Origin of the sequence: Psychrobacter pasteurii (assembly GCF_900162815.1) — a bacterium.
Lineage (GTDB): Bacteria > Pseudomonadota > Gammaproteobacteria > Pseudomonadales > Moraxellaceae > Psychrobacter > Psychrobacter pasteurii.
The window spans coordinates 25404-43810 of the sequence record NZ_FUGD01000116.1; the positions used below are offsets into that span (position 1 = coordinate 25404).

Below are 18407 nucleotides of genomic sequence, written 5' to 3' on the forward strand. Positions count from 1 at the left end.
TTTTAAAACTTCAATAAGCTTATATTAGCTTAACAGTTTCAACCTCAGGTATTTATATCTGAGGTTTTTTTGTGTCTATTGATCCTGCCAATGCGAATACAAATCCTAGTTATTCTACCCAGCTCACCCTAAACATCTCTTATAAAATCAACAACAAAAAACAATAGTATCCAAGCAGCCCATTATCTATCCTATGGACTCTACTTTAGTAAAAAAACCAATTAAGACATCTAATCAACCAATCAATAAACAAATAAAGCATCTAAGAAACTATCTAATAAAACAAACAAAACAATAGGTGAACTATGCAGCATTTTTATCCTTTATATTTAGCCAATAAAGCCCATGAAGGCACGGATGAGGCTCTTGAAGTAGTCAATAAATACAATCAGGAAACTGTCGCAGAAGTGGCGCGAGCAGATGCCGAGCTTTTAGAGCAAGCCATTGAAGCGGGAGTGAAAGCCATTCCAGCGATGCAAGCATTAAAGCCTTATCAAAAGCAGCGTATTTTGCTCGACTGTGTGGCCAAGTTTAATGAAAGATTTGATGAGTTTACTGAAGCGTTAATCGCAGAAGGGGGCAAACCCGAAGGTGCTGCTAAGGCTGAAGTAAAACGCTTAATTGCTACTTTTCAGTTTGCAGCTGACGCGGTAACTACTATGCCTGAAGGGGAAGTCATTCCTTTGGATGTCACCGAAGCCAGTGCAGGCTATCGCGGATTTAGTAAAAGAGTGCCTATTGGGCTGTGTAGCTTTATCTCTCCATTTAACTTTCCGCTAAACTTAGTCGCCCATAAAATAGCCCCAGCCATTGCTGCAGGCTGTCCCTTTATCCTAAAGCCAGCCAGTTATACGCCTATTGGCGCGCTATTAATTGCTGACGTATTAGCAGAAACAGATCTGCCTGAGGGTGCCTTTTCTATCCTGCCTATGTCTTCAAAGGTTGCTGATAAACTGGTAACTGATGAGCGTATTAAGCTATTGTCTTTCACCGGCTCGGATAAAGTGGGCTGGGATATGAAAGCCCGTGCGGGTAAGAAAAAAGTGGTTCTGGAGCTAGGCGGTAATGCAGCGGTGATGATTGAGCCCGATGCCGACTTAGAAACAGCGCTTCCTAGAGTAATTACTGGCGGCTATAGCCAAGCCGGTCAGGTGTGTATTAGTGTGCAGCGTGTACTCATCCATAAAGATATTTATTCTAAGGTCAAAGATAAGCTTGTGGCCTTAGCCCAGGAGGTCAAAGCAGGCAATCCTAGCAATGCTGATGTGGTTATTGGTCCTATGATTGATAAAGGCGAGTTAGAGCGCATTGAGCAGTGGATTCAAGAAGCGGTACAAGAAGGGGCTGAGCTATTGTGTGGGGGCAAAGCTGACGGCCTAGTTATGAATGCTACCATTCTTGAAAATGTGAGCCATGAGTCTAAATTATATAAAGATGAAGCCTTCGGTCCGGTCATGATTTTAGAGGCTTATGATGACTTTGATAAAGGCATAGAGCTTGCCAATGACAGCCGCTTTGGCCTGCAAGTAGGGGTTTATAGCTCTAGTATTAACAAGGCCATGCAGGCTTGGGATAGCATTGAAGCAGGCGGCGTAATTATTAACGATGTGCCGACCTTCCGTGTTGATAACATGCCGTATGGCGGCATAAAAGACTCAGGCTTTGGCCGTGAAGGGGTCAAATATGCCATTGAAGATATGACTGAAGTACGCTTGATGGTTGTAAAGGATTAAATCTAGCTCATTTATCCAATACTCAAAAAGTAAACGCTGTGAGTAGATAAAAAGCAGCCCTATCCATTGATGGGGCTGCTTTTTTATTAAAGGATTTTGTTTTACTCTTAATTTACTAAAGGGCTTTAATCTGAAGCCTTATGAAATTTCAGAATCTGCCATAATTCTTCTTCATTGGCGACAATATCGGCAAGGGTATAGCTATCCATGACCTGCAAAAAGGCTTGAGTTGCCTGATAAAATACCGACTTTAACTTACACACGGGTGTAATTTCACATATCTCAGCAGGCTTCTTAGGTGGCTTAGTGGTGGCGGTCTCACTGTTTTTATCGTGTGCTGCTACATTAACTCGAGCAAAGCAGGGGACCAGCTGAAAGTCTGGCTCAGTCTGACGAATCACTTCTCCTAAAATGATATCTTTGGCAGGCTTTGCCAAACGAATGCCGCCATTTTTGCCCCGAATACTGTCAATATAGCCAATCTGTGCCAGTTGATGAATAATTTTAGTGAGGTGGCTACGAGAGATTTGATAGCTATTGGCAATATCAGTGATGGTGGCTAATGTTTCACTCTCTGGCATGACAGCCAGATACATTAATGTGCGGAGTGCATAGTCGCTATAGTTGGTAAGGCGCATATATTTTACCCCTTAGATAAAATGATGAAATAGAATAAAAATTAAAATTAGTAACTGCTTTATTTATCTTAGCTTTGGCCGATACTGGTATAATTACAGTCAGTAAGCTTTATGCGCTATACATATACAATGGTAGGTAGTGATCGTTATGATAAATTATATATTGATAGCTCATTTACTGGGAGCAACAATTTGGACAGGTGGTCATTTAATATTGTCTTTGGTTGTGCTGCCAAAAGCTTTAAAAACTGAACAGTTAGCGGGCCTAATGGCTTTTGAAGAGCAGTTTGAAAAAATAGGGATGCCTGCCTTAATTTTGCAGATAATCACAGGATTATGGATGGTGTATAGGCTGTTTCCTGAAGTTAGTCTGTGGTTTGGCTTTGACAACGATTTAAGCACGCTCATTACGTTGAAAATAACCCTACTGGCCCTTACCGTGTTAGTTGCTTTACATGCTCGCTTTAGAGTGATTCCTACGTTATCTGCCGCCAGATTGGGCTTCTTTGCACTACATATCGTGGCAGTCACGCTATTGTCCGTAAGCTTCGTTATTGTCGGCTCCTTATTTAGAACTGGGCTAAGTTAATTATAACAAATTGACTTAAGTGTTTATAATTAACTTGCCCTCTAAATCAAGTTAACCAAATAAACCATCGCCTCTGGGTTTGGCAAGAATAGACAAATAACTAAAGCAAAATAAGACAAAACTGCCTATCCAAGCACTTTGAGCCAACATAATCCACATCAAGTAAGCGTTAGGGGCGACCAGAGGTAGTATCACTCTAAACACAAAAGCTAGCACCATTAAAGCAAATATAAAGTTGACTGTTTTTGGGGGAGAGTGAATGCTGCGACCTGTGTGGCCTAAAGACACTCTAGCCATCATAGCCACAGTCATCATGCCTATTCCTGACAATGCTAAAGCGTGCACAGCAATGCTATGACTAAAGGCAAGCCAAGGCTGAAGGGCGAACAATAAGAAGCTGATACACATGCCTAAGAAAGCAACAAACAGCGACCACAGCAAAGGCTTTTGCCACAATCTAGGGTGATACCAACCTATTAGGCGTATGCTATTCATAAGCGCCACTATAAAGGCACTGGCACTGACCAAATAAGGGTTGGGATAAAAGACATCGGCAATCATAAATACCAAAAATGAGCCGAGACTAAGGGCATCTAAAGTTTTATTGTTTTTAACGCTAATTTCTTCCTCACTATCGAAGCTAAGTCCCCGTTCAAGAAAGAAGGGCACCACTCGGCGACCTATGGTGAGCACGATTCCCATGACCAGATATAAGCCCAAATAGACCCCAATGCGTAGATAATCTTGATCTGCGGTAAAAATTCCCCAGTAGCACAAGCCATTACCTATCGTGAGCAGCACAAGCTTAGAGATAATCCCCATCTGCTTATATTGCTTAACGGCCATCACAGCTTTAATAATGAACCAAGCCGTAAGCCCCATAAACAATAAATCAAATATCATAGCCATGGCTAACCAGATAGGCATGGCACTCAAGCCTAACCCTAATGCTGCCCAAGCAAGACGAGCCAGCAGCCAACACCCAAAGATAGCTCCTAAGCGATAACCATAAGGCATCATGATGCCAGTCCATGTTTTGACTGCGGTTAATAAAAACCCGGCAATAATGGCCATGGCGTAACCATAAAGCATTTCGTGAGCATGCCAATAAAAAGGATTAACCTGAGTGGCATTAATCTGGGTGTGGCCTAAGAAGACAAACATCCACAGCGCCATGATAAAGATGGCAAAAATAGCACCCCCACTAAAAAATATGCGAAAGCCTAGATTTAAAATAGGGTGAGGAGAATAAGGAGGTTTGTTTGGGGGCTGAATTTGTAACATATAGCGCCTCTAATAGGGGAAGGTGGGAACACGCTAAAATCAAATAGGAAATTATAGGTATGTATAGTGAGTATAATATAAACATGTATATAAAATGAATGTTTATATTATACTCATTTAAGAGACAGATTAATAGAGGGAGTGCATGGCTTGTTATGACAATAAAAAACCCCTAATTGACCTTAGCCAAATAGGGGGTGGAGAAAGCGATAGTACTGTTTTGCTTATTATTGTTATTAGACAGAGTCAAAGCTTATAGTTTACAAGTTAATCTTTATAAATCAAAAGCTTATAGCAATGATTGATAATAACTAACTGACAGCCATTATAGGATAAAATGCCCATAAAGTAAATGATAGTAATTATCATTATTGGCTGTATTAAGCTGATTTTACTCATCTATTTCTTGTGAGCAATTTGTTATTATGACTAAGGTATAATTGATATAAAAAAGCGTTTTATAAAAGGATAAGTCTGTGTCAAACCAAGGGTACGATGTCACTTTAAGCGATGATGAATTGATGCGTTATTCGCGTCAAATACTGCTACCTAGCTGGGATATCCCAGCTCAAGAGAGATTAAAAGCCAGTACAGTAGTTATATTGGGGGCAGGAGGACTGGGCTGTCCGGTTTCAGAAACTTTGGCTCGCGCAGGAATTGGAGCCATTCATCTTATTGATGATGATGTCATTGAGCCCAGTAACTTACAGCGTCAAACCTTATTTAATATAGAGGATGTGGGTCAAGGCAAAGCAGAAACAGCGTGTAAGGTGCTATCAAATATTAATTCATTTGTACAGGTAAGCTATTGCGCTCAGCGTTTAACGGTCAAAAACGCTTCTTCATTATTATTGGTAGATAAAGCCAAAGCGAGCAAGAATCCTTTTTTACTGTTAGATTGTACCGATAACTTTGCTGCCCGAGAGATACTGAATCAAGTCAGTGTGGCGAACAATATTCCCTTACTGTCGGCCTCAGCAATTGGTATGTCAGGTCAGTTAGCTTTATATGAGCCAAGTAAACAAAGTGGCTGCTATCACTGTGTCTTTGGTGAGGCGCTAGATTCGGAGGCGACAGAAGAAAGCCAGGCTCAGACTTGTGCTAACTCGGGGGTGTTGGCAAGTACCACCACAATCATGGGTAACCTTCAGGCCAATGCGGCTTTACAGTACTTGGGCCGAGGACACAATCCGCTGCCAGGTCAGTTACTGATTTGGGATGGCAATGCCATGACCCAGCACAAGCTGCGCTATAGACAAGATAAAAAATGCCGAGTCTGTGCAAGCTAGTTTATTGTACAGGCTAGTTTACTGTGCTAAATGCTTTCGGCTTAAAACTCAATATAGTGTTTGACCAGTGGGCTAAGGTCAATCTCGACTCCTAAATTAACTAGGTTCCAGTATTGTCCTGATACGGTGCGATCTACCATCATAGTTGAGGCGGAGGGCTGAAATTGCTTAAAGTATTTTAGCCCTTGCTTGGCTTGGCCTATCGCATCATGGTGAATATTACTGTTGCCAAAATCAAAAGCTCCGGTATGGTACGGAGGAATGGATAAAGGCTTTAGTCCTATCTGTAACCAATTTTCATAAAAACTACCAGGGATCAACACCTCATCTTCTCGGCGGATGCCTAAGGTCACTAGATCCTGCTCTAATGCGGTAACATCTCCTTTTAAAGCATGCTTGGCAAAGCGTCTAAACAGCTGGATTTCTGAGTTACTGTACGTTCGGATACCCCCGAAGTCATAGGCGATGACGCTGCCATCTGGGCGAAAAGCAAAGTTACCTGGATGTGGGTCACAATGCATGCGATATAACTCAAACAGCTGGCCGGCGCTAAAGTGAAAGAGGCGGGTAGCAATTTTTTGTTTGATGTCATTATCCCAAGTGGCTGCTACGCTTAGTGGCTCACCCAACTCCTCAGTAAGGGTTAGAATACGCTTGGTGGAGTGGCTTTTGATAACTTTAGGAATGATTAATCCTGGGTCATCAGCATGAAAGGCACCAAATATAGCTAAGTTTTGAGCCTCTTTAATGTAGTCCAGCTCATCTTTTAAGCTGTCGCGTATCTCATTAAAAATCTGATCTTGCAGCTCTTTGCCCATGCTCAATACGCCGGTCATCTTTAGCGCCATTCGCACTTGTTTTAAGTCGCTATCACAGTTTTTATCGACATCTGGGTACTGAACTTTCACCACTACCGCTTGACCGCTAGGCAGTACCGCTTTGTGCACTTGTCCAATAGAAGCTGCTGCAAAAGGCTGTTCCTCAAATTCAAGATAGGCCTCCTCGATAGGCAAACCTAGCTCACGCTCTACTTGAGATTTAATTTGAGAGTAGGGCATAGGGGGAGCATTGTTTTGTAGCTTTTCTAAAGCAGCAGCAACCTCGGGTGGGAATACCTCTTTATATTGAGAAGCAATTTGACCCACTTTCATGACGGCCCCTTTCATCTCGCCTAAAGTTTCAGCGATTTGAACGCCCACATCTTGTAGCATTTGTGAGCGAGCTTCTGCCCGTTTGTTTTCATCAACTGAGAAGCTTTTTAAAGAGTTTTTTGCCGCTTTACCTGCGATACTTGCCGTCATGCCGGCGAGTTTCATAAAACGTTTGCTTGAGGATGCCATAGTAAGTTGCCTTAACCCTTAATCGGGGTCTTAAAAGGGGGACAAGTGTTCAAAAAGTGTCAAAACAAGAGTCATTAGTATAGGTCATTTGCTGGCCTATATCGTTAGTATAGCGTTGGCGAGTTATTACCTTTATAGCAGTAGCTATGCGCTGTATAAGCTTTGAATACAATATGTTAAAGCCATATCGTAGCCTAAATGACCTAAGCCGCATATCACACCGACCGCTTTGTCACTAAAATAAGAGTGCTCTCTAAAAGGTTCACGGCTGTGAATGTTGGATAAGTGCACCTCTATAAAAGGCTTATTAATGGCCAATAAAGCATCTCGTAACGCCACTGAAGTGTGGGTGAAGGCTGCAGGATTAATAATAACAGCGTCAATTTTATTTTCGCTATCAGCTAGCAGGCCATGATGTTGCACCGCATCCACCAGCTCACCCTCATGGTTAGACTGGATGCTGATGAGTTCAATATTATGCTTTTTGGCAGTTTTACTTAGGCGCTGCTCGATATCTTGTAGGGTGGTGTGCCCATAAATTTCAGGCTCGCGTAATCCCAATAGATTTAAATTAGGGCCATTAATCAATAAAATTCTACGATGAACTTGCTGTGAAGAAGGCTGGGTCATAATAAACTCGATAAAAGTAACAGGGATAAAATCAAATTTTATATCTTATTTTAAGTTTTGGGCTGTAAAATAATTATAATACTATACCGAGTTTTATAGCATTAATATTGACTAAGTGCAGATATTTAAAGGTGTTAATCAATAAGATTTTAAAAAAAAGGTTAAAAAAGTAGCAAGATAGTGTGAAAGTTATGTTAAAACACTTTGTGTTGATAAAATGGCGTGCTATGATTAGTTTTAGATAACAAACATGTCTGTAATGTTACAGAAGTAGAAATATGCTGTTTTAATAGTTTTTAAGATAGCAACTGACTCTTAAGTTGTGAGCATTATAAGGTCTATGTTGGTTACTAGTGGCCAATAGCCACTTCTTATACCCAGTATAGGCATTTTAGGTTTTTAAGCCTACATGCTTTATTAATTGGGGTTTAATTGAAGTTTTGTTAATTAAGTTTTAGGAAGTAGATTATGTCAGCTCGTGAGCAAGGTACTGTTAAGTGGTTTAATGATGCAAAAGGATTTGGCTTTATTCAACGTGAAAGCGGTGAGGATATCTTCGTTCATTTCCGCGCTATTCAAGGTGACGGCTATCGTTCACTTCAGGACGGCCAAAAAGTAGAGTTTGTGGTTACTGAAGGTGACAAAGGCTTACAAGCTGAAGAAGTTACTAAAGTAGACGCTTAATTTAAATTCAATACGCTAAAGGTTAATGCTCTATATTAACCTAAGTGTTTATTGATCAAAGAAGTCAATGTGTCAAATCCTAATAGCATTCGTGCTAAATTGGATTTGATATGTTGGCTTTTTTTATTGGCCTGTCATAATTAACCTTATCTAACTTGGGCATTGGTGACGGCAATGACCTATAATAGCCTAAAAATAGACAATAGCTAAAAATAGAGAGTATCTAAAACAGATTCCCTTATCTAAAGGCGGTAAAGCGTTTTACCTATAGGGTCTGAGCACTCACCAACGTAGCGTACTAATAATCATAAATGACGTAAAAGCTAAGGAAGTTTAATGGATGACTTTATTAAATTTAACGATTTGGACTTAACTGACAGTGTCCTGAAGTCTGTAGAAGATTTGGGTTTTACTCACTTGACTCCGATTCAAGCCCAGATTTTACCGCACACGTTAGCGGGGCAAGATGCCATTGGTCAAGCCCAAACCGGTACCGGAAAAACAGCCACTTTTCTTATTACCATAATAGAAGCTTTATTAAAGCGTCCGTTTCAAGCCGATGAAAAGCGATATCTGGGTGAGCCTAGGGCCTTAATTTTGGCACCAACTCGTGAACTGGCCAATCAAATCTTTGAAGACGCCATTGCTTTGACCAAGCATACACAGCTGCATAGCGTCTGTGTGATGGGTGGGGTAGATTATGAGCAGCAGACAGCAGCGTTAGATCAAGGATTCACTGATATCTTGATTGCAACGCCAGGTCGTTTGATTGATTTGATACATAGAGGTCATGTTTTCTTAGACCGTATCGAAGCTTTTGTGTTAGATGAAGCAGACCGTATGTTAGATATGGGCTTTATCCCTGATATTAAGCGACTGATGCGCTACATGCCGGCCAATACCGATAGACAAAGCTTATTGTTCTCAGCGACTTTTAACCAAGATGTGATGAACTTGGCTTATAAATGGCTACTTAATCCCGTCTTTGTTGAGATTGAGCCTGAGCATAAGACCAGTGATTTGGTCGAGCAGCACTTCTACTTATTAACAGAAGCTGATAAGTATGAGGCATTGACCCGTATTTTGGCCTCAGACAAAGCAGATAAAGTCATCGTTTTTGCTAACAGAAAAGATCAAGTTAAGCGCTTGTATAACCGACTAGGAGCAGAGCATAACGTGGTCATGCTCTCCGGTGACGTGGATCAAAGTAAGCGTGAGCGTTATCTAGATAAGTTCAAAAATGGCAATGCCAAGGTGCTGGTAGCGACCGATGTGGCAGGCCGTGGTATTCACGTCGATGATGTCAGCCATGTGGTGAACTATACGTTGCCAGATCAGCCTGATGATTACGTGCACCGTATAGGACGTACAGGTCGTGCCGGTCAAAAAGGAGTGAGCATCAGCTTCGTGAGTGAAGATGATGCCTTTAACTTACCGGCTATCGAAGCTCACTTAGACACCAAACTTAAGCTTGAGCAGTTCGACTAGTTTACTAGGCTAATTTTCTAGTGAGCTAAAAGGGCTACTGAATTTCAGTAGCCCTTTTTATTGGCGTAGGGATAATATTTTCGCGAGTTTTAGTTATTAGAGTGATGCTGCATCGGCATCTCATCTGCTGAGTGCATGTGATCATTCATAGGTTGGTGCTGCAGTGCATGACCGCCCATATTCTCATCAGCCATATGCTGCATATTATGAGTACCGTGCTCGGCAGGAGCAGAAATTGAGCTGTCGTGCATTTGATGCCCGCCGTGCGACCCATGACCGCCCATGTGTTTCATGGCCATAGGTAGGGCAATTACTGCCAGTCCTGACAAGATCATTACGACGCCATTTAATTGACGTAATTTATAGCGGCCAATTTGTTTGTGTAGCCAGCCCACAGTCTCTTGGGTGGCGACCAACATGGGAACCGTGCCTAAGCCGAAGACAAACATTAATAAAGCGCCAGTTGCGATGTCATTGCCGACTACTGCCATCAGTAGAGCGCCATAGACCAAGCCACAAGGCAAAAAGCCCCATAATAAACCCGCTGCTAAAGCCCTTGGGAAGGTAGTTATTGGGAAAACTTTTTGACGCAAAGGGGAGAGCTTTTTCCAAACGCTCATGCCCACTTTTTCAAGCTTATTTAAAAAAGGCATGCCCAGCATAGATAGGCCAATGAATACCAATACCAGACCCAGTAAAATACGCGGGGTTGAGTTGCCCATTAATAGTGGGGCTAAGACCGTGGTGCCCACAATACCTGCAATAACCCCTAGAATTGAGTAACTAACCAGGCGACCAAAGTGATAAGTAGCAATAAGCCCTCTTTTCTTTAGTGGGCTTACTTCCTGCATAGATAGGCCAAAAGCGGTAACTAAGCCACCACACATACCCAAACAATGTGGTGAACCAAAAAAGCCCATAGCAAATGCTGCTAATAATAAAGGAGTTGTCATAACAAATTATCCATAAGGTTTGTTTTTGGGGCAAATATAAGGTTCACAGTTGACAACTATTCGCCATCACCTGAATCATCTTTATTGTTAGCGTGAGAAGTGTTGCTGGTCTTCGGATGGTTGTCAGGTTTTTTGGATGGAGTATCAGCCTTAGGCATAGCAGGAGTGCCGCCAAGGGCTTGTCTGCGCTCTTGACGGTCATCTAAGATAACGCGCTGCGACTCATTATCTAAATCTTCAAATTGATTGGATCTCACCGCATAACGAACCGCCCAAATGCCAATCACAAATAGCATAAGGCTTAACGGAATAAGTAAATACATACTGACCATATCAGGCATCCATTTTTAAAGCGTAAGGTGAATTGAATAAAAATATCAGCGAAGAATAAGAGGCCACAATCATCAATAGTCATCAACTTTAAGAATATAATATACCTTAAAATATATTATAATACTTTATATTGAAAAACACTAAAAAAAATGTGGATTTAATTCTAAAAAGGGCTTTAGAACGTCTTCACATCTTCCGGTTTTCGACTGCGTAATAAGGTCTCAAAACTGACCTCACTGGCTTGACGACAATTGTCTTGAGGCACAAACACATCACGAGCATAAGCGGCTAACTCATATAAAGTACGACGAGAATGCTGAGCATTGTTTTTGGGTTCAAGCCAACCTTTTTCCATAGGTAGAGGGGCAGGAATGGGTAAGGCATGAATACCATTTAAGGCAAATTGTCGGCGGGCACGTGTCATGTGATAGGCGTCAGTAACTAAATACACATCTTGCAAATGCAGGCGCTTGGCAGTGAATCTGGCATTTTCACAAGTGTTCATACTGGCGTTTTCAGTGATGACATTCTTAATATTGTAATTATACAACCAATCTTGCATCCAGGGGGCATCCACTCCGGTTAATATTATGGGTAAGGGGTTATTGCGTTGATACTGCATGACCGTCTGCATACGTTTTAGCGTATAGTCGTTAAGCACAATATCTGGTTTATGCAAAGAAGAGGCTGGAGTCTGTTGGGCAGGCTTATTAGTTTTTTGCTTGACCTGATAGCCTGCTGAAATGCTCGACTTTATTTGCCGAGCGTTCTCAGTTTGCTTACTTTTAGCACTGTCCTGTTTGTCATGATAGGTATCAGCCTCAGTAAGACCCCCTCCCAACACAACATAAGCTGTGGGCTCATGATTAAAGGGTAAGCTGAAAGACAAAGGCGGGTTAGGCTGATTAACGTCGAGCGTTTTGTTGGCCTCAGAAGAGGGCGCTAGCACCTGATTGGGTTGCTGAGCTACCTGAGGAATCGGTAAATGATTAAGTACCCACAATCCCACAGTAGAAAACACTGGGGTATAAAACCCAACCAAGGTCATTAATCCCAGTAATAAAAATACCAAAGAGGCTTTTATTACGATATTGACCATGGGGGCCATTGGTGTGAGTGACTTAGTCATCAAAGGGAGCACCCAGGAATATTAATGACGGGCTTCATTATTTACCCACACAGGCTCACGCTCCAAAGCAACACCAAACTGATCTTGAATGGTCTGCTGGATAAGCTGCTGTGTGGCTAAAATATCGTGCTGTGAGGCCGGTGTACTGCTATCAGCGGTACTGTGATTGACCAGCACCAAAGCTTGTTTTTTATGGGTCAAAATGGGAGCAATGCCTTTACCTTTTAGCCCAGCGTTGTCAATTAACCAACCTGCGGCCACTTTGGTATGCTCATTGCCCACAGGATAGCCCACGATGTTGGGGTATTTAGCAGATAAAGTCGTAAACTGGCCGTTATCTATAATGGGGTTTTTAAAGAAGCTGCCACAGTTAGGTAGCTGCTTGGGATCAGGTAGCTTAGATTGACGAATTTCGATAATCGCCTGCATCACATCTTTGGCTGAAATCGCGGAGCGTTTTTCTGCTTGCGCTTTAGCCAAGGCTAAGCTAGAGACGTCCCCATAGTTGGCATTTACTTTAAGCGCGTCTTTGTGCAGCTTAAAGCCTACTCGGGTGATGAGCCATTGTCCAGCTTGTTGTTTAAAGATACTGTCCCGATAGCTAAACTGGCAGTCAGCTTTATCAAAGTTATGCCAAGTCTGGGTCGGTAAATGAAAGGCCTTTACATGAGTCATGTAATCTTCTAGTTGAACTCCGTAGGCTCCGATATTCTGTACCGGAGAGGCCCCAACCAGACCTGGGATTAGTGCTAGGTTTTCTAAACCGTACCAGCCTTGGTTGACCGTATAAACCACCAGTTCATGCCAGTTTTCACCGCCCATCACCTCTAAGGTAATGCTATTGGCATCTTCAGCTAAAACCTCAATGCCTTTATAAGCCGGATGCAGCACGCTGGCGTGTAGGGCTTCTGGCAGAATGACGTTACTGCCCCCTGAAAGCACAAAAACTGGAGCCCCAAGCTTATCAAGCTCGGCCACAGCAGGCTCAATGTCAGACTCTTGGGTAAGCGTAATGAGCCTATCTGCCTGACAAGCCAGATGCATGGTGTTGTACTCAATTAAATCAGCAGCCACCGTGGTTAGTGTACTTAGAATAAAGCTTTCAGCACGAGTCGTTGCTGCCGCAGTCGAATCGTTAGCTTGGGTGCTGTGGGTCTGAGGTAAGGGGCTCATAGGCAGTTGGGGCTCAATTAAATAGGCTTAATATTATATCAACCACCCTGCCAAATAAATATGACAGGGTTATAAATTTAGGAAAAATAAGGGTAGGCTAATTTCAGCTTATTGTGGCTGCCAAGTTTCAATCCAGGCATCCACTGAAGACTCAAGTCTTTTAATAACCTCTTCAAAGCCATCTTCACCGCCATAGTAAGGATCAGGCACATCCTGGTTTAGATAACTAATATCAACCTCACTCATCAAGGCTAAGCGAGCAAGCTTATCAGCCGCGGCACTTTGTGCAGCCACTTCTCGAATCTGCTGCAGATCCTTTAGGTTTTGAGAGTCCATGGCCAAAACAAGGTCAAAGTCCAAGAAGTCTTGTGGGCTGACTTGACGAGCGACCAGTTTGCTTATGTTGTAACCGTGCTGTTTAGCATGGCTTTGGGCACGAGGGTCAGGGTTTTTACCGATGTGCCAGTCACCTGTACCTGCTGAGTCAATTTTCAGAGTTAACCCGGCAATGGCGGTACGCTGTCTCATGATGCCCTCTGCTGTGGGAGAACGGCAAATATTGCCAAGACAAACCAGTAGAACCGACTTAGGTGTCGTATCTGACATAGGCATAAGATAACCTTTAATAATTATTTTAATGAAAAAGTAAGAGGGGGATTGTAACTACTTGATTTAAAAAAGTTGCCGGCAAACTAAAGCCCGCCACTTCAATAAAAAATAGCCCTCTAAAAGTGAAGGCTATTCTAACAAGGTTAGGGGGCAAACGATAGTATAAGACTGCTACGTGGGGGTCAGCGTTTGTCCTGAAATCATGTCTATAAACTGTCAATAACTAAGATTATAAGACGGTTATTAATCTTGGACGGTTATTAGTCTTAAATGAAAGAGTCGCCCCGCTTTAATCGGTTTGGTATTTAAAACGCTGCAAATCTCTACGCTGCTTTTTATTAGGCTTGGTGTCTGGGCGAGCCAGGTTAGCAAGCTTTCTTTGTTCAGCAAAGTACTCGCGTCTTTTGATGCTCTCTTCTGTTTCTTCATACAAGGTCTGAGCCACAGTGGCATTGCCGCGTTGAACCGATAAGTCTTTAACCACGACCGTTTTTTCGGTCATGGCAGTGGCAGATCCTTGACGAATAGTCAGCTCATCGCCCACGCTAATCTCTTTACTGGTCTTCACTCGACTTCCAGCAAAGTGCACCTTACCGCCTTCAATAGCTTGCTTAGCTAGGCTACGGGTACGATAGAATCGGGCTGCCCATAGCCATTTATCCAAGCGAACTTTTTGTAGCGAGTTGCCATTTTTATTGTTATCAGTGTGTTTTGATTTTGCCATAATTGCCTTATAAATATTAACCATCTAAGTGGCTGTTTTTTTATGAGTCCCTTCTATATTTATGGGGCATAAATTAGCAAATTCAATTGATCTACTTTAAGAACAACTGATAGCCCACATTGTCAGTGACCGGAGTACAGTCATAGCCAATCTCTTGTAGCATGTCTTGTACGGCCAGTGAACTGGTGGTTGTGGCCTGAATACCCACCAATACTCGGCCATCGGCAGCCCCATGGTTTCGATAGTGGAATAAGGTAATGTTGTAATCTGTGCCCAGTCTTTCTAAGAAATTAAGTAAAGCGCCCGGACGCTCAGGGAAGCTAACTTTAAAGAGCTGCTCATCTGTCAGTCCTGCATGACCACCGATTAAGTAGCGGATATGAGATTTTGCAATATCATCATCAGTTAAATCATGAGCATCGTATCCCGCTCCTTGTAAGGAGTTTGCGATAGTATGGCGCTCTTTATCTCCTTCTTTTAAAGCAATACCCACAAAAATACTGGCAGGCTCTAAAGAATCAGGAGAGGTACGACTGCGCGCACGGTAGTTAAACTCAGTGATGTTACGGCCTTTTAGGTCACGGCAGAACTCTAAGAAAGCACCGGTACGCTCAGGAATAGTGACTGCAAATACCGCCTCTTTTTTCTCACCAATCTCAGTACGCTCTGCGATATAACGCAAGCGGTCAAAGTTCATGTTAGCACCAGAGATGATGGCCACACAGTTTTTGCCAGTAATATTGTTGTTGCTTAAGTATTTTTTCATACCTGCTAGGGCTAAAGCGCCTGAAGGCTCTACGATGCTTCGTCTTTCTTCAAACACATCTTTTACTGCGGCACAGACCTCATCGTTAGTACAGGTGATGACACCTTGTTCAATAAGTTTGCCTGAGTGATCACTTTTTTGTAAGTTGAAGACTTCATAGGGTAGCTCGCCAATTTGTGCCACTGCCGTACCATCAGCAAATAAGCTAACTTGAGGCAGTTTGACTCGAGAGCCTGCTTCAATGGCTGCTTTTAAGCTAGCGGCTCCTTCAGGCTCAACGGCAATGACTTTAACATGAGGCGCTACGTCACCTAAGAAGGCTGCCACACCGGCTAATAGACCGCCGCCACCTACGGGAACGAACACATAGTCCACATCTCGCCACTGCTGATTAATCTCCAAAGCCACGGTGCCTTGGCCAGCAATAACCAGCTCATCATCATAAGGAGGAATATAAGTTAACCCTTCTTTGATAGAGCGTTCAATGGCGTACTGATTTGAGACATCAAAGCTATCTCCATACAGATCCACATTACCGCCCAAAGCTTTTACAGCTTTGACTTTAATATCTGGGGTAGTGGTGGGCATGACAATAATATTCTTTAGGCCTAATTTATCAGCAGAGAACGCCACGCCTTGAGCATGGTTACCAGCAGAGGCACAAATCACGCCTCGAGCTTTTTGTTCTTCTGTTAGCTGACTAATTCGGTTATAGGCACCTCGTAACTTAAATGAAAAGACAGGCTGTAGGTCTTCGCGCTTTAAACGAATGTCATTGTTAAAACGAGCAGACAGTTTTGGTGCAAAATCTAAAGGCGTCTGAATGGCGACGTCATATACGGTAGCCTGGAGAATGTTACGAACCCATTTTGATAGCATAGATAGTCCTAAGAATTTATTTTTAACCGATGACTTGGTTAATGATTTTTGCCTATAAACAGTAACTCACAATTGGTCAAGGAGTCGATATAGTTGTTTTTGTAACTGTTAAGCCTATGCTGTTTTTTTTAATCGTGCAAGTTTTAGCGGCGAAATTATTGATGATATTAGGTTATTTGATAAATAACTTTTTTTAAGTGATTAAAAATGGGTCTTTTAAGTGTAAAAGTGGCGAAAAATAAGGGCAGATTTGATATTATGGCCCCTGCATAATTAACGACTAATGTTGGTTATTTTAATTACTCCTATATTTCACCTTCTTAATTGCATACATGAAAAGGGCAGCTATGAGCCAACAACTAAAGCTTAAACAAGAAGTCGCAAAAGCCGCATTGGCCTCAATTGACGACGGAATGATCCTGGGTGTGGGCACAGGCAGTACTGTGAACTGCTTGATTGATTTATTGCCACAAGTGAACCTAAAAGGGGCAGTGGCTAGCTCCAAAGTAACCCAAGATAAGTTAGAAGCTTTGGGAATTGAGGTTATGGACTTAAACTATGTGGGTGAATTAGACCTATATATTGATGGGGCAGATGAAGTAAACCCTAACTTACAGCTGATTAAGGGCGGCGGTGGTGCTTTAACGCGTGAGAAGATTGTGGCTGCTGCCTCTAAGCAGTTTTTGTGTCTAGTCGATGAAAGCAAGTGGGTAACCCAGTTGGGTCGTGAGTTCCCAGTACCGATCGAAGTATTGCCGCAAGCCCGCTCTTATGTGGCTCGTCAGTTGGTGAAACTAGGCGGTGAGCCTGTGTACCGTGAAGGCTTCGTAACAGATTATGGCAATCTAATTTTAGATACCTATAATCTTGAAATCACCAGTGCTAGCGAAATGGAGCAAACTTTAAATAACATCGTTGGGGTGGTGTGTAACGGTATTTTTGCTGCCAACCAAGCAGACAAGCTATTAATTGCTAAGTCTACCGGCGTTGAGCTGTTACAGCGTTAATATAAAATAGTTCTCTACTCCTATCGGGTTTATGGTTAAATAAACCAAAGGCTTTGTGCTTTTGGTAAACTGTTTATTTAATTGAATGACAAGGACGTCAAACCCATGCCCACTCTCTCTATTAATGGCGCGCAGATTTATTACGAAGACAGCGCTCCCAATCAAGATAACTTACCCCAAGACCAACAAAAACCTGTGCTGCTTTTTGCTCATGGGCTGCTATGGGGCACCCATCTGTATGACAAGCAGGTAGAGCATTTCAAACCAAACTATCGCTGTATTGCCTTTGACTTTCGAGGACAAGGTAAATCTGAAGTCACTAAGTCTGGTTATGACATGGACAGCTTAGCAGAAGATGCCATAGCTTTATTAGAGGCCTTAGAGATTAGTAAATGCCATTTGGTAGGTTTATCTATGGGTGGCTATGTTGCCCAGCGCGTGGCTTTAAAGCGCCCTGATTTATTGCACTCTTTGATTTTGTTAGATACCGGAGCCGAAGCGGAGAACCCAGAGAAAAAAGCAGATTATAAAAAAATGCTAAGGGCGATTCATTGGTTAGGGATTAAGCGAATCAGTAAAAAGGTTATGCCAATCATGTTTGGTGAGACTTTTTTAAATGATAAGTCCCGTAAACAAGAGTATAAAACGTGGCTTGAGCACTTAAGGCAAAACAATAAGAAAGGGGCCATGAGGGCCACTGCCGGAGTGATAGAGCGAGATGGGGTGTTAAGCCGACTGCCTGAAATTAACTTGCCGATCCTGATTGTGGTAGGGGATGAGGATAAGCCCACCCCTTATGAAGAAGCCCAAAAAATGCACTTTGCTATTAAAGGGTCGAAGCTGGCAGTTATTAAGCAAGCAGGGCACAGTACTCCGGTAGAGCAGCCGGAGCAGTTAAATCAAGTGATGAGTACTTTCTTAAAGCTGGTTAATACTCAATCTAATTAACACTTAGCTAATTAATACTTAACTAATTAAAGCTGAATCTGGCTGATTATAAAAGCTAGGCACTGCTTTCAATTAGCTACTATTAGATGCAATAAAAAAGGCTAAGCCATTTATGAACTGACCCCCAAATGTTGGACGGTTTAGTTTAGATCAAGGACTGAGTTCTGTATTGCACAGGACTCAGTCCTTTTAGTTTAAGTTGAATACGTTC

Annotated in this window: 19 protein-coding genes; 7 read left to right on the top strand and 12 right to left on the bottom strand. The window is 42.4% G+C overall.

The features are described from left to right. Positions 1 to 305: 305 nt before the first annotated feature. Positions 306 to 1733, top strand: coding sequence for an aldehyde dehydrogenase family protein (locus A1232T_RS10510; RefSeq protein ID WP_077449364.1), 1428 nt, complete (start codon positions 306 to 308; stop codon positions 1731 to 1733). 125 nt (positions 1734 to 1858) lie between these two features. Here A1232T_RS10510 and A1232T_RS10515 read toward each other — a convergent pair whose 3' ends face one another. Next, positions 1859 to 2371, bottom strand: coding sequence for an Rrf2 family transcriptional regulator (locus A1232T_RS10515; protein ID WP_077449365.1), 513 nt, complete (start codon positions 2369 to 2371; stop codon positions 1859 to 1861). Positions 2372 to 2519: 148 nt separating this feature from the next. Here A1232T_RS10515 and A1232T_RS10520 point away from each other — a divergent pair, with 148 nt between their 5' ends. After that, positions 2520 to 2960, top strand: coding sequence for a CopD family protein (locus A1232T_RS10520; RefSeq protein ID WP_077449366.1), 441 nt, complete (start codon positions 2520 to 2522; stop codon positions 2958 to 2960). Between the two features lie 51 nt (positions 2961 to 3011). On the opposite strand, the gene A1232T_RS10525 is transcribed toward A1232T_RS10520, so the two are convergent. After that, the gene (locus tag A1232T_RS10525) at positions 3012 to 4244 is read right to left on the bottom strand and encodes an NnrS family protein (protein WP_077449367.1); all 1233 of its coding nucleotides are present in this window, start codon (positions 4242 to 4244) and stop codon (positions 3012 to 3014) included. 521 nt (positions 4245 to 4765) lie between these two features. On the opposite strand from A1232T_RS10525, the gene A1232T_RS10530 reads away from it, so the two are divergent. Further along, complete coding sequence (locus tag A1232T_RS10530; RefSeq protein WP_208606947.1) at positions 4766 to 5533, top strand: HesA/MoeB/ThiF family protein; 768 nt, start codon at positions 4766 to 4768, stop codon at positions 5531 to 5533. Between the two features lie 41 nt (positions 5534 to 5574). On the opposite strand, the gene A1232T_RS10535 is transcribed toward A1232T_RS10530, so the two are convergent. Together A1232T_RS10535 and aroQ are read right to left on the bottom strand one after the other, a co-directional pair. Continuing rightward, on the bottom strand, positions 5575 to 6873 hold the full coding sequence (locus A1232T_RS10535; RefSeq protein ID WP_077449369.1) for an ABC1 kinase family protein: 1299 nt from the start codon (positions 6871 to 6873) through the stop codon (positions 5575 to 5577). Between the two features lie 144 nt (positions 6874 to 7017). Then, on the bottom strand, positions 7018 to 7503 hold the full coding sequence (aroQ, locus tag A1232T_RS10540) for a type II 3-dehydroquinate dehydratase (protein ID WP_077449370.1): 486 nt from the start codon (positions 7501 to 7503) through the stop codon (positions 7018 to 7020). A gap of 468 nt (positions 7504 to 7971) precedes the next feature. Between aroQ and A1232T_RS10545 the strand changes: the two genes are divergently transcribed. Together A1232T_RS10545 and A1232T_RS10550 are read left to right on the top strand one after the other, a co-directional pair. Further along, positions 7972 to 8187, top strand: a complete 216-nt coding sequence (locus tag A1232T_RS10545; RefSeq protein WP_077449371.1) for a cold-shock protein — start codon at positions 7972 to 7974, stop codon at positions 8185 to 8187. A gap of 336 nt (positions 8188 to 8523) precedes the next feature. Beyond that, the gene (locus tag A1232T_RS10550; RefSeq protein ID WP_077449372.1) at positions 8524 to 9675 is read left to right on the top strand and encodes a DEAD/DEAH box helicase; all 1152 of its coding nucleotides are present in this window, start codon (positions 8524 to 8526) and stop codon (positions 9673 to 9675) included. An 89-nt stretch (positions 9676 to 9764) separates the two neighbouring features. On the opposite strand, the gene A1232T_RS10555 is transcribed toward A1232T_RS10550, so the two are convergent. The 7 genes from A1232T_RS10555 to ilvA form a co-directional block, all read right to left on the bottom strand. Further along, positions 9765 to 10628, bottom strand: coding sequence for a sulfite exporter TauE/SafE family protein (locus A1232T_RS10555; protein ID WP_077449373.1), 864 nt, complete (start codon positions 10626 to 10628; stop codon positions 9765 to 9767). A 56-nt stretch (positions 10629 to 10684) separates the two neighbouring features. Continuing rightward, positions 10685 to 10960, bottom strand: a complete 276-nt coding sequence (gene ccoS / locus A1232T_RS10560; protein WP_077449374.1) for a cbb3-type cytochrome oxidase assembly protein CcoS — start codon at positions 10958 to 10960, stop codon at positions 10685 to 10687. 176 nt (positions 10961 to 11136) lie between these two features. Then, positions 11137 to 12090 (bottom strand): YdcF family protein, encoded by a 954-nt coding sequence (locus A1232T_RS10565; RefSeq protein WP_244152454.1) that lies wholly within the window; start codon positions 12088 to 12090, stop codon positions 11137 to 11139. A 21-nt stretch (positions 12091 to 12111) separates the two neighbouring features. Then, positions 12112 to 13263: a UDP-N-acetylmuramate dehydrogenase gene (gene murB / locus A1232T_RS10570; RefSeq protein ID WP_077449376.1), complete on the bottom strand. Its 1152-nt coding sequence runs from the start codon at positions 13261 to 13263 to the stop codon at positions 12112 to 12114. Between the two features lie 108 nt (positions 13264 to 13371). After that, the gene (locus A1232T_RS10575) at positions 13372 to 13875 is read right to left on the bottom strand and encodes a low molecular weight protein-tyrosine-phosphatase (protein WP_077449377.1); all 504 of its coding nucleotides are present in this window, start codon (positions 13873 to 13875) and stop codon (positions 13372 to 13374) included. Positions 13876 to 14161: 286 nt separating this feature from the next. Continuing rightward, positions 14162 to 14596, bottom strand: coding sequence for an RNA-binding S4 domain-containing protein (locus A1232T_RS10580; protein ID WP_077449384.1), 435 nt, complete (start codon positions 14594 to 14596; stop codon positions 14162 to 14164). Positions 14597 to 14687: 91 nt separating this feature from the next. Continuing rightward, the gene (gene ilvA, locus A1232T_RS10585; protein ID WP_077449378.1) at positions 14688 to 16241 is read right to left on the bottom strand and encodes a threonine ammonia-lyase, biosynthetic; all 1554 of its coding nucleotides are present in this window, start codon (positions 16239 to 16241) and stop codon (positions 14688 to 14690) included. A 347-nt stretch (positions 16242 to 16588) separates the two neighbouring features. On the opposite strand from ilvA, the gene rpiA reads away from it, so the two are divergent. Further along, complete coding sequence (gene rpiA, locus A1232T_RS10590) at positions 16589 to 17248, top strand: ribose-5-phosphate isomerase RpiA (protein WP_077449379.1); 660 nt, start codon at positions 16589 to 16591, stop codon at positions 17246 to 17248. A gap of 105 nt (positions 17249 to 17353) precedes the next feature. Next, positions 17354 to 18196 carry an alpha/beta fold hydrolase gene (locus A1232T_RS10595; protein ID WP_077449380.1) on the top strand — a complete coding sequence of 281 codons (843 nt, stop codon included), beginning with the start codon at positions 17354 to 17356 and terminating at the stop codon, positions 18194 to 18196. A 145-nt stretch (positions 18197 to 18341) separates the two neighbouring features. On the opposite strand, the gene A1232T_RS14625 is transcribed toward A1232T_RS10595, so the two are convergent. Further along, on the bottom strand, positions 18342 to 18407 hold a 66-nt coding region (locus tag A1232T_RS14625), incomplete at its 5' end, for an IS3 family transposase (RefSeq protein ID WP_143513983.1).

Excerpts from the sequence above, each read along its gene's own strand:
- A1232T_RS10580 (WP_077449384.1), bottom strand. The coding sequence starts at position 14,596 with ATGGCAAAATCAAAACACACTGATAACAATAAAAATGGCAACTCGCTA.
- A1232T_RS10535 (WP_077449369.1), bottom strand. The coding sequence starts at position 6,873 with ATGGCATCCTCAAGCAAACGTTTTATGAAACTCGCCGGCATGACGGCA.
- A1232T_RS10595 (WP_077449380.1), top strand. The coding sequence starts at position 17,354 with ATGCCCACTCTCTCTATTAATGGCGCGCAGATTTATTACGAAGACAGC.
- A1232T_RS10565 (WP_244152454.1), bottom strand. The coding sequence starts at position 12,090 with ATGACTAAGTCACTCACACCAATGGCCCCCATGGTCAATATCGTAATA.
- A1232T_RS10530 (WP_208606947.1), top strand. The coding sequence starts at position 4,766 with ATGCGTTATTCGCGTCAAATACTGCTACCTAGCTGGGATATCCCAGCT.
- ccoS (WP_077449374.1), bottom strand. The coding sequence starts at position 10,960 with ATGGTCAGTATGTATTTACTTATTCCGTTAAGCCTTATGCTATTTGTG.
- A1232T_RS10550 (WP_077449372.1), top strand. The coding sequence starts at position 8,524 with ATGGATGACTTTATTAAATTTAACGATTTGGACTTAACTGACAGTGTC.
- A1232T_RS10555 (WP_077449373.1), bottom strand. The coding sequence starts at position 10,628 with ATGACAACTCCTTTATTATTAGCAGCATTTGCTATGGGCTTTTTTGGT.
- A1232T_RS10525 (WP_077449367.1), bottom strand. The coding sequence starts at position 4,244 with ATGTTACAAATTCAGCCCCCAAACAAACCTCCTTATTCTCCTCACCCT.
- murB (WP_077449376.1), bottom strand. The coding sequence starts at position 13,263 with ATGAGCCCCTTACCTCAGACCCACAGCACCCAAGCTAACGATTCGACT.
- A1232T_RS10575 (WP_077449377.1), bottom strand. The coding sequence starts at position 13,875 with ATGCCTATGTCAGATACGACACCTAAGTCGGTTCTACTGGTTTGTCTT.
- A1232T_RS10515 (WP_077449365.1), bottom strand. The coding sequence starts at position 2,371 with ATGCGCCTTACCAACTATAGCGACTATGCACTCCGCACATTAATGTAT.
- A1232T_RS10510 (WP_077449364.1), top strand. The coding sequence starts at position 306 with ATGCAGCATTTTTATCCTTTATATTTAGCCAATAAAGCCCATGAAGGC.
- aroQ (WP_077449370.1), bottom strand. The coding sequence starts at position 7,503 with ATGACCCAGCCTTCTTCACAGCAAGTTCATCGTAGAATTTTATTGATT.
- A1232T_RS10545 (WP_077449371.1), top strand. The coding sequence starts at position 7,972 with ATGTCAGCTCGTGAGCAAGGTACTGTTAAGTGGTTTAATGATGCAAAA.
- A1232T_RS10520 (WP_077449366.1), top strand. The coding sequence starts at position 2,520 with ATGATAAATTATATATTGATAGCTCATTTACTGGGAGCAACAATTTGG.
- rpiA (WP_077449379.1), top strand. The coding sequence starts at position 16,589 with ATGAGCCAACAACTAAAGCTTAAACAAGAAGTCGCAAAAGCCGCATTG.
- ilvA (WP_077449378.1), bottom strand. The coding sequence starts at position 16,241 with ATGCTATCAAAATGGGTTCGTAACATTCTCCAGGCTACCGTATATGAC.